Annotated in this window: 11 protein-coding genes; all 11 read left to right on the top strand. The window is 39.6% G+C overall.

Annotated elements, in window-relative coordinates; all coding sequences use genetic code 11:
* The first annotated feature begins 124 nt into the window (after nucleotides 1–124).
* Nucleotides 125–559 carry a hypothetical protein gene (locus ACH2DQ_RS25685; RefSeq protein ID WP_394912249.1) on the top strand — a complete coding sequence of 145 codons (435 nt, stop codon included), beginning with the start codon at nucleotides 125–127 and terminating at the stop codon, nucleotides 557–559.
* Nucleotides 560–715: 156 nt separating this feature from the next.
* On the top strand, nucleotides 716–2,050 hold the full coding sequence (gdhA, locus tag ACH2DQ_RS25690) for an NADP-specific glutamate dehydrogenase (RefSeq protein WP_394912248.1): 1,335 nt from the start codon (nucleotides 716–718) through the stop codon (nucleotides 2,048–2,050).
* Nucleotides 2,051–2,144: 94 nt separating this feature from the next.
* Complete coding sequence (locus tag ACH2DQ_RS25695) at nucleotides 2,145–2,339, top strand: hypothetical protein (RefSeq protein ID WP_394912247.1); 195 nt, start codon at nucleotides 2,145–2,147, stop codon at nucleotides 2,337–2,339.
* 91 nt (nucleotides 2,340–2,430) lie between these two features.
* Nucleotides 2,431–2,667, top strand: coding sequence for a hypothetical protein (locus ACH2DQ_RS25700; RefSeq protein WP_394912246.1), 237 nt, complete (start codon nucleotides 2,431–2,433; stop codon nucleotides 2,665–2,667).
* Between the two features lie 347 nt (nucleotides 2,668–3,014).
* Nucleotides 3,015–4,844 carry a sensor histidine kinase gene (locus tag ACH2DQ_RS25705; RefSeq protein ID WP_394912245.1) on the top strand — a complete coding sequence of 610 codons (1,830 nt, stop codon included), beginning with the start codon at nucleotides 3,015–3,017 and terminating at the stop codon, nucleotides 4,842–4,844.
* Nucleotides 4,837–6,378 carry a response regulator gene (locus ACH2DQ_RS25710; protein WP_394912244.1) on the top strand — a complete coding sequence of 514 codons (1,542 nt, stop codon included), beginning with the start codon at nucleotides 4,837–4,839 and terminating at the stop codon, nucleotides 6,376–6,378. Before ACH2DQ_RS25705 ends, ACH2DQ_RS25710 begins: the two co-directional genes overlap by 8 nt.
* A gap of 238 nt (nucleotides 6,379–6,616) precedes the next feature.
* Nucleotides 6,617–7,999, top strand: coding sequence for an ABC transporter substrate-binding protein (locus ACH2DQ_RS25715; RefSeq protein ID WP_394912243.1), 1,383 nt, complete (start codon nucleotides 6,617–6,619; stop codon nucleotides 7,997–7,999).
* An 88-nt stretch (nucleotides 8,000–8,087) separates the two neighbouring features.
* Nucleotides 8,088–8,978 (top strand): carbohydrate ABC transporter permease, encoded by an 891-nt coding sequence (locus ACH2DQ_RS25720; RefSeq protein WP_394912242.1) that lies wholly within the window; start codon nucleotides 8,088–8,090, stop codon nucleotides 8,976–8,978.
* Complete coding sequence (locus tag ACH2DQ_RS25725) at nucleotides 8,978–9,811, top strand: carbohydrate ABC transporter permease (protein WP_394912241.1); 834 nt, start codon at nucleotides 8,978–8,980, stop codon at nucleotides 9,809–9,811. The genes ACH2DQ_RS25720 and ACH2DQ_RS25725 overlap by 1 nt, the downstream gene beginning before the upstream one ends.
* A 162-nt stretch (nucleotides 9,812–9,973) precedes the next feature.
* A complete protein-coding gene (locus ACH2DQ_RS25730) occupies nucleotides 9,974–12,166 on the top strand; it encodes a glycoside hydrolase family 36 protein (RefSeq protein ID WP_394912240.1) in 2,193 nt (730 codons plus the stop codon).
* 206 nt (nucleotides 12,167–12,372) lie between these two features.
* The coding region (locus ACH2DQ_RS25735; RefSeq protein ID WP_395028632.1) for a discoidin domain-containing protein at nucleotides 12,373–15,346 on the top strand (2,974 nt) is incomplete at its 3' end.

The following is a 15,346-nucleotide window of genomic DNA, read 5'->3' on the forward strand; positions in this document are numbered from 1 at the left end:
TCTGTTTTTGTGTTGTGCATAAGCTTTTTGATGTGTTTGCACTGGTTAAATTATGAATGAAAAGAAGAATCTGCATAAATTATGATTTTAATACACATGCTATGAAAAAGCGAGGTAATTAATCATGATAACGAATGCAGAACAAGAGATTCTCTGTGGAATCTGTAAGGAAAGTAAAACAGCGCTTCTTGATATCCACACTATTTTAAGTAAAGTATACGATGACGAACTGGCACTGGATTTGAATCTCCAAGCAGCCAGGTATTCGAGGCTGGAAGAAAGGGCTGCTGACAGCCTGAGGGAAAAAGGATTGGCTGATACGGCGTTAAAGCTTGGGGACAGAACAAAACGCTGGGCTTCCCTTCAGGCAGGAACAGTCTTCAACGTAAGTACCTCACACATAGCCGATATGATGATACAAAAGAAAGAAGAACGGTTAACTGAGGTGAAAAAAACAGTGGATCAGAATCCGGTTGTGCACAATATGGTATATGAACTCGCAGAAGAATTTCTGGGTTTTGAAGAGGATACCATACGGATTCTCAAGTCTTATTTGTAAAAAAGGCTTGAGAATATATGTAAAGAAATGTAAAAAATTACTTGTCATCAGCTTCTGTACATTATATAATACAAAATGGAACTAAAACGTAGAGGCAGATGGATTGAGGAGCGTCTGTTTTTACTGGAAAACATTTATGCTAAGGAGGATTTTAAAATGTCATATGTTGATGAGGTAATTGAACTGGTAGTGAAAAAGAACCCTGCTGAACCGGAATTCCATCAGGCAGTAAAAGAAGTTCTGGAATCTTTACGAGTTGTAGTTGAAGCAAATGAAGAAAAATTCAGAAAAGATGCATTGCTTGAAAGACTTGTTGAACCGGAAAGACAATTCAAATTCCGTGTGCCTTGGGTAGACGACAAGGGACAGGTTCAGGTAAATACAGGCTATCGTGTGCAGTTTAACAGCGCAATCGGACCTTACAAAGGCGGTCTTCGTCTGCATCCATCCGTTAATATCGGAATTATTAAATTCCTGGGATTCGAACAGATTTTCAAGAACTCACTGACAGGTCTTCCAATTGGCGGTGGTAAAGGTGGATGTGATTTTGATCCCAAGGGCAAATCAGACAGAGAAGTTATGGCATTCTGCCAGAGTTTTATGACAGAACTTTGCAAATATATTGGCGCTGATACAGACGTACCGGCAGGTGATATCGGAACAGGTGCAAGAGAGATCGGATACATGTTCGGACAGTATAAGAGAATCCGCGGCGTTTATGAAGGCGTGTTAACCGGAAAAGGCTTATCCTACGGCGGTTCCTTAGCAAGAACAGAAGCTACCGGATATGGTTTATTATATTTAACAGAAGAATTATTAAAGATCAACGGAAAAGAATTAGCAGGCAAAACAGTAGCAGTATCCGGTTCCGGAAATGTTGCTATTTATGCAACCCAGAAAGCACATCAGCTGGGCGCTAAAGTTGTAACCGTAAGCGATTCTACCGGATGGGTATATGATCCGGAAGGAATTGACGTAGATGTATTAAAAGAGATTAAAGAAGTAAAACGTGCAAGATTAACGGAATACAAAAACTACAGACCAAATTCCGAATACCACGAAGGAAAAGGCGTATGGACAGCAAAAGTTGACATTGCCCTTCCATGTGCTACACAGAATGAACTGGATATTGAAGATGCTAAGACTTTAGTAGCAAATGGCTGCTTCGCAGTATGTGAAGGTGCTAACATGCCTACAACCCTGGAAGCTACAAAATACCTTCAGGAAAACGGTGTAATCTTTGCTCCGGGTAAAGCTGCAAATGCTGGTGGTGTTGCTACATCCGCACTTGAAATGTCACAGAACAGCGAAAGACTGAGCTGGTCATTCGAAGAAGTGGATTCCAAATTACAGGGTATCATGGTTAATATCTGCCATAACATGTCAGACGCTGCAAAACGTTACGGACAGGACGGCAACTATGTATTAGGTGCAAACATTGCAGGATTTGAAAAAATTGTAGATGCTATGAACGCACAGGGAATTGTATAATAGTCTTAAAATGTCCCGCAAGCATGATGCTTGCGGGATTTCTTTTTGTCTGAATATTCACAACATGGGAGTAAAAAGGGGTTCAAAGGATATCATGGGCGACAAAATCTATATCTTATTAATGCTGGAACTGGTGAGGAGCCAGAAAGAAGAGCTGCCGTTATCGTCTGGCAGAAATGGGTATACAGTCGAATATTATTTTATATTAAAGGAAATCCTCCTATCGGAGAACCCTTTAATGAAAAATGCAAATTCTGCTGTAAGAGTACCGATCAGTCAGGACAGGTAATTAATTATAAAAAAGGTTCTACTTAAATGGAACAGTAAACCAGGCAAAAAATGCATTCAGGAACTTAACGGTCAAAGTAGATACTTCCTATGTGGAAGCGAAATTTCAGACCATCTTGTCCGTACTGAATACGGTTCTGACTAAAGGACAGGGGAACTCTACGGATGCAAGCTGGAAAGCTTTCAAGGATACGATTGCACAAGGTTCAGCGCTTGCGGCAAAACCATCAGCAGAGAAAGAAGACATGATAGCAATGTTTCAAAAACTGAGGCTGGCTGCAAATGGTTTACAGCTAAAGCCAATGACGCCTCCGGTAAGCCAGCTGTGAAACTTCCAAAGGCAGTTTCTGTGCATAAGATTGGAAGCCTGAAATACAAGGTGACAAAATCAGCAGTAAAAGACGGTACAGTTGCGGTAGTGTCTGGCACGAAGAACACCATGACAAAAATTTAAAGAATAAATTCGGATAAAGGCATTTCAAGGCAGAAGGATATTATGTGAGCACAGGATTCATCGAGGCCACTATACAAAATTTAAGAGAAAAATCATTGAGTGTATTAAGGTATTGTTGCTATAAAACTGGCAAATAAATTTTCACTTGTCAAAAAATGATAATGTTTGATATACTGAAAATCATAAGTATTTACTATTAAAGGAATGGTGGGGGATAAACAGATGAGAAAAACGATAGGAAAGAACAGAAAAACCATACAGAAAAAAATGTTTATCTCTTACTTGATTCTAAGTGTTGTATCCATTATGATATTTTTATTTATCATATATTATTTTAATAAGAATACTCTTATGAAAAAAGCGCAGGAGTCTTTGTATCAGACAGCCAATGCAATAGCAAATGAAATGGATCAGGATCTGGAGAAGGCGAATAACCTGCAGAAGAGAATTCTGTTTTCGAAGATTATTAAAAATTTGATTTTCAGTGATGAAGAGAAGTTTACTGCAGAAAGTGTTGAATTACAGAGACAGTTTAATGAATATAGCAATCTTGTGTGCGGTCCGGAAGAATACCGAAGTTATCAACTAAACTTTATGAATTTTAATGGCAATTATGCCGGCGTAGGTTATAATCCTGCAATCAGGAAATTGTCACAGGAAGAAGTTGAGGCGATTCCTTACAAAAAAGAAATACTAGAACGGAATGGTAAAATCTTTCTTTCCAAACCATATAAGACAGTGTGGGGAGGCCAGAAAGTTGAGGTTGTCTCCATGTGCCGTGCTATATGCGAAGAAAATGTAATGGAACCTACCGCAATAATGGAAACTCAGATTGCATTTAAGGAGATCCGGAAAATTATTGAAAGACATTTATTAGAGCTGACCAATATAGGTGATAATAGCAAGATTATTATGTATAATGAGCGTGGTGAACTGATCTATGATGAAAGTGAGTCAAAAAAAAGCGGTAAATATTATGTAGCGCAATTGCAGAAAAGTACAGCGAATCAGATTTCTTATACTTTAAATAATCCCGAGACGAAGAAGGATGAAGTATTAGTGAGTGCTACTACCGATACCGATAAGTATGGCTGGACGATCCTTGCTATTCGGGAAAAAGATACATTTTTGGCACCGGTTCGAAATTTGCGGAATATTATTTTATTTATAGGTGTTGTAGTTATTGGTATTACCGGAATTATAACAAATATAATGGCAAAACAGCTGTCCAGCCCTCTGAGGGAGTTTAACGGACTTATGAAAGATCTTCAGCTGGAAGAAATTGCTTCTTATGAACCAAAAGAGATTGAAACAGATATTTTGGAGTTATCAGAGCTGAATCAGGTGTTTGTAAAGATGTGCAAGGAGCTTCAGGAATCTCTGAATACGATAGTTTCTATACGTGCCCATGAAGTTCAGGCGAAGCTGCTTGCCATGCAGGCTCAGATGAATCCTCATTTTTTATATAATATCCTCTCCATTATTAAGATCATGGGAAAAGAGGCAGGAAGTAAACAGATTGTGGAAATCTGTACCGATTTATCAAAGATGCTTCGATATGTTTCAAATTCTGACAAAAATCTGGTTACGATAAAAAATGAAAAAGATTATACAATACAATACTTGAATCTGATGAAAGTACGTTATGAGGAACGGTTGCATTGGGATATTGATATTCCAGAAGAAATGGATACAATAGCTGTTCCTCGGCTCGTGCTCCAGCCGTTGGTAGAGAACAGTATTAAGTATTCATCCGAAAATTATTCACAGGGGATTATTGATATCCAGGGGAGTTTTACAGAAAATAAATGGATAATCGAAGTAGAAGACAATGGACCTGGAATGGACGAACTGCAGATCACAGAACTGGAACAGAAGCTGGCTGCGTTTCTCCCTGAACAAAATATTCCAGAGGCACAGATAGATGGACTGGGACTGTTAAATATTTTCGCAAGGTTGAAGCTGGCGTATGGAGAAGATGCAATTTTTACATTACAGGGATCGGCTTATGGAGGATTAAAGATTACAATTGGAGGAAAAACAAATGGGTGATAAGCAATATTCGGTAGTGGTGGCAGAAGATGAAACTATTATTTTGCGGGATGTAGTCAGGGAAATTGAAGGCATGAATATGGGCTTTTTTGTGGTTGGAACTGCCGTTAATGGGGTGGATGCATTAAAGCTGATACAGACCATGGAACCGGATGTGCTTGTTACGGATATTAAAATGCCCATTATGAACGGAATTCAGTTGATAGAGGAAGTTCGACAGAAAAATGAAAACGTCAAGATTATCATGTTGAGCGGTTTCAATGATTTTTCTTATGCACAGCAGGCAATTCGCCAGGGGGTAGAGGAATATCTTTTGAAACCCTTGGAAACAGAACAGTTGGAGGAAGTATTTACTCGTATAAAAAAATCTCTGACTGCGAAGCGTAAGTCAAATGAGAGGGAGATATTATCGTCTACAATTAGTGGCATAAATTATGAGAAATCTCTGCCCTTTGATCATGAGGGGCGGTATTTTGCGCTGTTTTTAATCAATATAGGAAATCTTCCATGGAATATGATCTCATTGAATCATATGAAATATATAAGGCAGATGTGGAAAAACATTATATGGGAGGAAATTGTGCCCTATCTCAGGGAAGGAGATGTTCCATTCTGGATTATAGATGAAAAGCATATTAATCAGAAGTTTTTAGTAGTGGCATATTCTAAGAAAATGGATGATGTACAGATAAGTAGAGAAGGAGAGATACTTCTGCGGGAACTCCGGAAAAGAATTCAGGAAGTACCGGTATATATTTGCTTAAATGAAGAGGTAGTGGAATATCAGGATATACAAGCTGCTTCTCACAAGTTGAGAACACGTTTAGAAAAAAATCTTGTAGTTGGCCAATATGTCGTACAGGAGAAAATTTCTGATGTAGTTAATATAAAAGAATTATCTGCAAGTGATGTTAAGGAAAAGCTTCTCGTTTCTTTGAAAAAAGGAAGTATAAGAGCCATTGAAGAAGACATATTAGTGTATATTGATGCCATGGATAAAGCGGGGGTACAGCAGCGCCAAGTGGAAAAAAATATTCTTCATATTCTTAGGTTTTTAATTGAACGTGGGCAATTCAGATCTGCACCGGACACGGTTCATTTGGAATATCAGCTCCAGGAAATGATGTTTTCTATTCATAAAATGGAAGAAATGAAGGATCCAATCTGGGATATACTGGAGAGATATATAAGTTTTGAATTTGAAGAGGAAAAGAGTGCTGTACTAATGAGAGGGGTGGAATCTTATATAGATCAACATTATGCAGAAGATATTACTGTAGAGGATTTGTCTAGAATTTTTCATTTTAACGGAACTTATCTGACACGTGTATTTAAAAAGCATAAGGGTGAATCCCCAGTTAAATATATTATAGGAGTAAGAATGAATAAAGCAATAGAACTCATGAAGACACAGAAGGAGATGGATTTAAAACAGATTGCTGAATTGGTTGGATATGTAGATTCTCATTATTTTAGCCGTATTTTTAAAAACCGTACAGGAAAAACTCCATCGGAGTATAGAAGTGAATTGTAGGAAAATATAACATGATAAAAAGGAAATTAAAGAGAGTGTTGAACAGGCGGTGCATAAAGAAAGCTTTTGTGCCAGCCTGTTTTTTTATGTAAAATAAAAAATTAGTGCAGAAAAGTCTACCTCTAGTGGTTTACTTCGTCTATTTAAAAAAGATTAGAAATCGGATATTATACAATTATAGCAAACAGCAAATAACTGAAAAGCTGTTAGGCATAATTAAATAAAGGAGAAAGAAATTATGAAGAATAAGATGGTGAAAAAAAGCTTAAGTGTTATATTAGCAGTTGCAATGACTGGAGGATTGGCAGGATGTAGTGCTTCGGAAAAACCAGCAGAGGAAACAAAAGCCCCAACAGAAACAGCTGGAGAAGAAAAAGCAGATGCATCAGAAGCACGCAAAACTGACGAAACAGAAGCATCTGTTGGAAATGAGGCAGCAGATGAAGATATTACAATAACAGTAGCAGCTTCTGCAAGTTGGATCCGTGACATAGACAGGGAGTTAGCAGATAAATTTACAAAAGAGACAGGAATTAAAGTTGACTTACAAGCAAATCCGGATGACCAGTACGAAAATGTATTAATGACCAGATTATCTTCAGGCGAAGGTCCTGATATTTACATGGGTGAGACGGGGTTGGCGCTCCAGAGACTTCAGACTGATAAATATGCACTTGACTTGTCAGATGAGGAGTGGGTTTCAAGATATCCAGAATGGATGATGGATCAGGCGAGTTATAATGGAAGGTTAGTTGGATTTACTACCTGGGGACGCGATTTTCGGGCAATGATTTATAACAGCGCTATTTTTGAAGAACATAATATTGCAGTCCCGACAGACTACAAGACCTTCACAGAGGCATGTGACACTTTGCTGGCAGCTGGGATTACACCCGTATATTTTTCAGGTAAAGATGAATGGTACTGTGCACAGGCATTTGACGGTGCAATCAACATTGAGACAAAAGCACCAGGAACATTCGAAAAGCTGAATAACAACGAGACCACCTTTGGAGAATCAGAGGAAGCATTAAAATTTTTGACAAATTTAAAAGACAGTGCCGAAAAAGGTTACTTCGGTGAAAATTATTTATCAAATACATTTGATCAGGGAGCAACCCTGATGGCAAATGGAGAATGTGCAATGTGGTTTGGATGGGCTACCTATGTAAATGATATTGAAGCAGCGGGCGGACCTTCAGCAGATACATATCTAGCATTTCCATGCCCATATACAGATGATTTTAGTACCGTATCAATGACAGGTGCAGGCATGACACGTATGATTAACAAAGATGGAAAAAATATTGAAGCATGTAAAAAATATTTCAATTTTTTAGCAGAAGAAGAAAATTTACAGACATATTATGATGGACGTACGGACTTATTGGAGTCTACATTAGAAGGTGCAACCGCAATGGCACCAAAGGATTTCACAACGATTATGGAAATGGTTGGTGACAAAACACAGGCATCACCTGCTCAGGCGGTATTATATGCAAGTGCAGATGGAAGTTTTGGTAAAAATATTCAGAGCATGTTCTTCGGACAGATGACACCGGAACAGGTATTAGATTCCCTGGATGCAGCAAGACAGAAAATGTTCAAAACGGTTGAATAATTGTGAAACAAATTAACGATCACAGAGTCTTGGGTTTTCACTGGAAAAGAGAGAAGCCCAAGACTCTCTTTATGAAAAGGATAAAGATATGAAGAGAAAAAAATCATTACAGCGCTCCATGTATCCACGTAGTATGGTACTTCCGGCTTTTATATTATATACGATACTTTTTATGGTTCCAACCATCGTGGGTATCTATTTTGGATTTACAAACTGGAATGTCTATAGTACTGATATTAAGTTCTGCGGGCTTGATAACTTTAAATTTATTTTTTTGGACCAGCCGTTTAAATACGTAAGACCGATTATAAATACGATCGTATTTGCTCTGGCAACCTCCGTTTTTGAAGTTGCGTTAGGATTAGGACTGGCGATGCTTCTGAATGGAAAAGTATTTGGAAGAAATGTACTACGTTCTGTATATTTTATACCGCAGGCAGTTTCTACCATAGTAATTGGAATTATGTTTACCACAATCCTAAGCCCAACCGGCCTTTTGAATAACTTCCTGGATTTAATCGGCCTTGGCATGCTTCAGAGAAAATGGTTAATTACGCTGCAGACAGCAATGCCATCTGTAATAGGTGTTGAGGTATGGCGTTATTTCGGACTAAATATGGTTATCTTTCTGGCAGGATTGCAGGGAATCGACAAAACTTATTATGAAGCGGCCCGTATTGATGGAGCAAACAAATGGCAATTGTTTCGAAATATTACAATTCCGTATATCATGCCGGCTGTAACGATCAATCTGGTTTTAAATGTAGTTCATGGCTTCCGTGCGTTTGATATTGTGTATTCATTGACAAATGGAGGGCCGGGAAATGCCACGGAAGTAATTGCAACCATGGTTTACCGTGAATATTCCGCAGGAGATTATGGATTGTCTTCTGCAATGAATGTCCTGTTATTGATTATGACTACCGTAATTTCCTATATTGTCAATAAACAATCGAGTAAGAGGGAGGTGTCAGCATAATGAAAGCAAAAAAATTAAGTATGAGCATATTGCAGATTGTCTGTTGGGGTTTTTCTATTGTTGTGCTGATTCCGTTTGTATTGATCATTTTAAACTCTCTGAAACCGGCTGCAGAAGCAGCATTCTTTTCTTTGGAGTTGCCGAAAGAGCTGAAATTAGATAATTATATGAATGCTTTTGTAAAAGGAAATATGCTGCGCGGCTATGCAAATAGTTTAATTATATCTATCGTTTCTACGATTATGAGTAATGTAACTGCAGCAATGGCAGCATTTATTCTTGTAAGATCTGTGAATCGTCTAAATAAGGCACTCTACAGTTACTTTTTCTTTGGTGTTGTTGCAACAACCAATATGGTAAGTACTATGCTGGTAATGAGCCGACTGAATATGACAAATAGTATATTGGGAGCTACTTTACTAACAGCAACCCAAGGAATATCCTTTTCTATGCTTTTGTTCACCGGCTTTATAAAAGGTATTCCCAGGGAACTGGATGAGGCAGCTGCAATGGATGGTGCTACAGGATGGAAAATGTTTTTTCGGACTATTTTCCCGTTATTGAAACCCGTTACTATGACGGGAATAATTTTGAATTTCATGGGCGCATGGAACGGATTTGAATCTCAATTATATCTTTTGACAGATAGTAAGAAATGGGGGGTAATGCTTTCTATGTATGGTGTATATGGAGAATTTTCCTCACCATGGTCTACGGACTGGGGATTAATATGTGCTTATATCGTACTGACTATGGCACCGGTTATTATTATATATCTGATTGGACAGAGATATATTATTGAAGGTATGACAGCAGGAGCGGTGAAAGGTTAATTCAGTCCAGGTTTGATTTGAACTTCGATCTATGGCGAAATAATATTTATTATGATGATTAGGGGGAACAAGGCTTAGCTTGTTCCCCCTAATGGATTAGAGTTATAAACGCAAGTTATTAACAACTGTCGTATGACTAATCTTGGAAAGGATATTTTTGTTATGATGGAGACAAAAGAATATATTTTCGGTGAATATAAATTAATTTATTTAATTGACGTTAACAGGCACATATCTTTGTGGCTGCTTCCCAGGCAGCTGAATGGAACGGTGAAAGAAGCCTGGCTTCGGGAAGCAGAGCCCTTCAGCCAGCGTTCCAATTACAACAGGGAGTGGAAAACGGGCAGTTTGGTGCATCTGCATCTGCAGCACCACAGCCGTGGGGTTTCCGGCGGAATGACTATGAAATACAGCCAGAGTACCGATTGTCTGAAATATGAAAGCCAGTCTCTGCTTGAGGATGAAGCCAGTAAAACGGTGATGACAAAATTAGTATCGCCGGAAGGATATGAGGTTTTGCATTCCCTTACCTGGATAGATGGCAGAAAAGGGCTGATCTGTAATACAAAATTCAGAAATACAGGACAGCAGCCGTTGACCCTGGAGATGTTATCCAGTTTTGCTTTTGAGAATCTGAGTCCATTCCAGGAAGAGGATGGAAACGGTCAGATGGAATTACACCGGTTCCGTGGAGGCTGGGCGGTGGAGGGAAGACATGTTCATGAAACCCTGGAAAGCCTCGCATTGGAGAAAGCCTGGTGTGCCCCGTTTACGGTGAGCGAGCGGTTTGGATCGGCAGGCAGCTTTCCGGTTGGCAGATACTTTCCTCTTGCATCTGTGGAGGACCGGAAAAATAAGGTATTCTGGACAGCCCAGTTATGCCACAATGCCACCTGGCAGATGGAAGTAACCAGGTTAGGAGACAGTATATCTTTCAGCGGGGGTCTGGGAGATTACGAGTTCGGGCAGTGGAGCCGTACTGTGGAACCGGGAGAAGAATTTGAGGCTCCCACAGCTTTTTTGTCCTGTGTACAGGGAGATATAGCCAAAGCCTGCCAGTCTGTAACAGATATGCAGAATACAGCCTGTGACAGTTATGGAGAAAATGGGCTGCCAATCGTATTCAATGAATACTGCGCATCCTGGGGGGACCCGACCCAGGATAAAATGATGAACTATGCAAAATGCCTGGACAAAAAGGGAATCCGTTATCTGGTGATAGACGCCGGCTGGAGCCGGAATGGCCAGGAACAAAGAGGCAATGGAGAGTGGCTGGCAGATGAAAAGCGCTTTCCGGATATGAAACAAATGAGCACTGATTTTAGAAAGATGGGGTATATTCCGGGACTCTGGATGGAATTTGAAGTAACGACAGAAGGTTCTCCGGCTTATTCGGATGCATACGATGATATGCATTTAAAAAGCAATGGAGTTGTGATAAATGTAGGTGGCTGGAGGACATTTTGGGATTTCAGGAGAAAGGATGTCCGGGAATACCTTCAGGTGCATGTAATAGACATGTTGATCGAAAATGAAATCGGTTATTTGAAAGTAGATTATAACGGCTGTATCGGAATCGGATGCGACGGCAGCCGGGACAGTGACAAAAATGACAGAGATAAAAGAAGTGTATCGTCCGCATCAGTCGGGGACACAGACAGCGGGATAAGTCCAGGGGAGGGGCTCAGACAGCATTTGGCGGCAGTAAGAGAATTTTTTCAGGAAATCAAGCGGCAGATACCGGATATCATTATAGAAAACTGTGCATCCGGAGGGCACCGGCTGGAGCCGTCTATGTTAGGAGTAAGTGCTATGAGTTCCTTTTCGGATGCTCATGAATCCAGGGAGATTCCTTATATAGTAGCCAATGAACACTATCTGATGCTGCCAAGGCAATGTCAGATCTGGGTTGTGCTGCATGCAGACCAGAGCGTGGATGAACTGCGGTACCGGCTGGCTTCGGGATTCCTTGGAAGAATCTGTCTATCGGGAGAGATCGATAAATTATCGGATGAACAATGGATGGAAGTGGAAAAAGGATTGGCGTTTTACCGGGAGCTGGAAGGAGTCCTTATGGAAGGGATCACCCGCATTTATGGAAACAGAAGCAGAAATATGCATGATCCGACGGGTACCCAGGTACTGGTCAGGGAAGGAAAAGAAGAGATTATGGTTGTCTGCCATAGTTTTCAGAAAGCGGAAGAGCGGATAAAAATTCCTGCCCCAGAGGGATTTTATATAGCAAATGGTTATCATAACCAAGTAATCAGCTTGAAAGGCGGTGAGATCATCGTAGAAAGAATGAGACCCTGGACGGCATGTGCAGTTCTGTTAAAAAGGAATTGTACTTTGTAGAAGTATATACTTTTTAAAAATAGTCTGAACGAAAATAAGGGTGAAGAAAAGTCCACCTTAAAAAGGTAGATTTCTCTATTTAATATTAGAAAGGATTTGGTAAAATAATCATAGAGATACATAAGTAATTACCTTAAGTAACAAGGAAGGGGAAAACGAAGAGGGTAGTCTTAAGTAAAATTTTATAACGAAGGAGAAGAAAAAAGATGAAAAAAGTGAAAAAGATGAAACGGTATTTAGCAGGTACAATGGCGTTATGCATCGCTGTATCCGGATTATCGGTTGTTGCGCCTGCAGATAATGCAAAAGCAGCGGAGGTATCCCAGGTATATTCAGCAAAGCCACAGTGGGGGGAGGTCTCCGCATTACTGGATTCACACCTGGGTGTTTATACACAACCATCCACGATTGATCCAACAACAAGGCATACACCGGACGGCCCCCTGATGGGAAACGGAACAGTACTTGGTTTTTTAAGCGGCAAGAAAACCGGTGATAGGAAAAATCAGTCAATTTATCTTACAAGGCTTGATAATTTTGAAGAATTGACTGATAGTAACCGAGACAGTCAGTATGTGGGCTTTGGGGGATTGGATATTAAGCGTACGGACGATACAGGAACTTATGGAACTTTTTCTATGACACAGAATATGAAGCTTGCAGAAGCATCAGGTTCTTCTGAAAGCGGTTATGATACAACTACATGGATATCTGCAAAAGAAAACCTTATAATATCCGAGATAACAAATAAAACAGATGCACCCATAGATTTGGATATTTCAGCATGGACAACTCCTCCACCATCAAACAATGGCGGGCATTCAAGTACAGAGTCCAAAATTGATAAGGAAAAAGGCATAATTACAGCGACAAGGCATGCAGTATCAGCTACATATGGTACTCAGGTGCATGCAACACTGGCTGCCAGAATATTAGGAAAAAATCCGGAAATTGTAAATGTGGATAATCATACAAGTAAGTTTAGTTTATCTGTTGATGCTGGTGAAACCATTCAGGTGGTCTCCGCAGTGGAGGGCGGTAAAGATTCTGCTACTTACTACGAAGATGCAATCTCAAAAGTAGAACAATATGATACTGTGGATAAAATTGCAGAAGCAAAAGTACGCCATCAACAGTGGTGGAAAGATTACTGGTTGAAATCTTACATTAAACTGGATGAAAGATCAGATTCCATTGAAAAATTATATTTTGGACACATGTATCAGATTGGCTGTGCTTTACAGGCAGTTAGTGAACATCGTGCGGAAGGTGTAACCACGGGGTTATTTCCCTGGAGTGGAAGTGTGGCACCGAACTGGACAGGCGATTATACATTGAACAGTGATGTACAAAGACCGATGGGAACAGCCATTACTGCTAATCGATTGAACCACATGGATAATTATACAAAAGTAATAGAGGCATACTGGGATAATGGTGTGGAAAAGGCACAGGATCCGAAGTATCTGAATTATATCATTAATAATTCATCAAGGGAAAAATTTACGAAAGGGGTTCGGGGTTCTCTCTTTCCAACACATATTGGTCCATGGGGAATCCGTACAGAAAATTATGACGGTGTAAACGATTACTGGTGTTCTCCATCCAATGCAACCATGACACTTCAACCGATGATAACATATTACAAATCTACATTAGATGAAGATTATTTGAATGAAAATCTTTACCCCAAATTACGAGATACAGCAGATTTTTGGGTGGATTATGCAGAAAAAGACGGCAGTCAATATAACATATATGGTGCTACTTATGAAGATACAAAAGCCCATAAAAATGCGACGTTAGATCTGGCGGGAGCTGCCTATATTCTTAAAAATGCAATTGAAATCAGTGAAGAAAGGGGATTGGATGCAGAAAAACGTGCAGAATGGAATGAAGTATATACACATTTAGCACCATATCCCACAAAAACAATTGATGGTAAAGCATATTACAGAGAAGATGAGGAAAGAGATAATGATACTACTCATTCCTGTTTCAATGTGTATGGATTTGCGTTTTATGATTTGGTAGGACCGTCTTCCTCACAGGAAGAAAAAGATAAAATATTGACTTGGCTGGAGAAGAAACAGGAGTTTGGTACTAGTGACAAACAGACTAGAGCAGCAATGACGGCTGCAAGAGTTGGTTATAACCCTGATGTATGGTTAAATGCTATGAAGAAGGGTTATGTAGACAGCAAAATGGGTGACTGGATGGGAATGCGCCCAAATAACACGGTAGGAGATATCGGTGGTTCCCTGTTCTCCAGTGCAATTATGGAATGTTTGATGCAGAGTCATGAAGGATTTATCAACTTTTTTCCTACCTGGTATGAAACGCAGTCAGCTTCCTTTAAAGATCTCAGGGCTTACGGTGCGTTTACCGTGAGCGGCGAACAAAATACATTTGGTCAGACTATTCATGCCAGTATTTATAGCGAAAAAGGTACTGACTGTTCGGTGTTAAACCCATGGCAGGCAGAAGGTTTGGAATTAAAAGTTTATGCAGATGGCAAAGAAGTAGAAACGACTAAAAAAACAAATAGTCTGGGTGATATTTATACATTTGCAACAGTGGCAGGCAAACAATATGATTTGAAACCCGCTGGGGAACTTCCAGATGTTATAAATATAGAAGAAACAAGTGTAGATGTTCCTCTGAATGATAGCGTAAAAATTAATGTTGTCAGCAACTCGGATAAAAAAATCATCTGGGAATCTGATAATGTGCCGGTAGCATTAGTAGATAATAATGGTACCATAACTGGTAAACAGAAAGGAACAGCAACTATAACAGCAACTTTAGAAGGAACGGAGATTAAAGATACATGCATAGTTAATGTTGTTGAGGAGAAAAGAATCCCCTCATCACAAATGACAGCGGTGGCTGACAGTGAAGAAAAGAGTGGTGCTGACGGGCCAGCAGGAAATGCTGTAGACGGAAATGAATCATCCAGGTGGCATAGCGCTTACAGCCATGATCCAAAACCCGACATTTCAAATGATATTAATAATAGTATAACTATTGACCTGGGCAGTATTTATGATGTAGGAAAGCTTGAATATGTTCCACGTCAAGAGGAAAATGCATTGAATGGGCGTATTTTAGGATATGAATTGTGGTACAGCGTTAATGCAGAAGGTGAAGATTTTGTAAAGATACCTGGTGGAAGCGGTA

This window comes from Robinsoniella sp. (assembly GCF_034124845.1).

Excerpts from the sequence above, each read along its gene's own strand:
- gdhA (WP_394912248.1), top strand. The coding sequence starts at position 716 with ATGTCATATGTTGATGAGGTAATTGAACTGGTAGTGAAAAAGAACCCT.
- ACH2DQ_RS25695 (WP_394912247.1), top strand. The coding sequence starts at position 2,145 with ATGGGCGACAAAATCTATATCTTATTAATGCTGGAACTGGTGAGGAGC.
- ACH2DQ_RS25705 (WP_394912245.1), top strand. The coding sequence starts at position 3,015 with ATGAGAAAAACGATAGGAAAGAACAGAAAAACCATACAGAAAAAAATG.
- ACH2DQ_RS25725 (WP_394912241.1), top strand. The coding sequence starts at position 8,978 with ATGAAAGCAAAAAAATTAAGTATGAGCATATTGCAGATTGTCTGTTGG.
- ACH2DQ_RS25710 (WP_394912244.1), top strand. The coding sequence starts at position 4,837 with ATGGGTGATAAGCAATATTCGGTAGTGGTGGCAGAAGATGAAACTATT.
- ACH2DQ_RS25730 (WP_394912240.1), top strand. The coding sequence starts at position 9,974 with ATGATGGAGACAAAAGAATATATTTTCGGTGAATATAAATTAATTTAT.
- ACH2DQ_RS25715 (WP_394912243.1), top strand. The coding sequence starts at position 6,617 with ATGAAGAATAAGATGGTGAAAAAAAGCTTAAGTGTTATATTAGCAGTT.
- ACH2DQ_RS25720 (WP_394912242.1), top strand. The coding sequence starts at position 8,088 with ATGAAGAGAAAAAAATCATTACAGCGCTCCATGTATCCACGTAGTATG.
- ACH2DQ_RS25685 (WP_394912249.1), top strand. The coding sequence starts at position 125 with ATGATAACGAATGCAGAACAAGAGATTCTCTGTGGAATCTGTAAGGAA.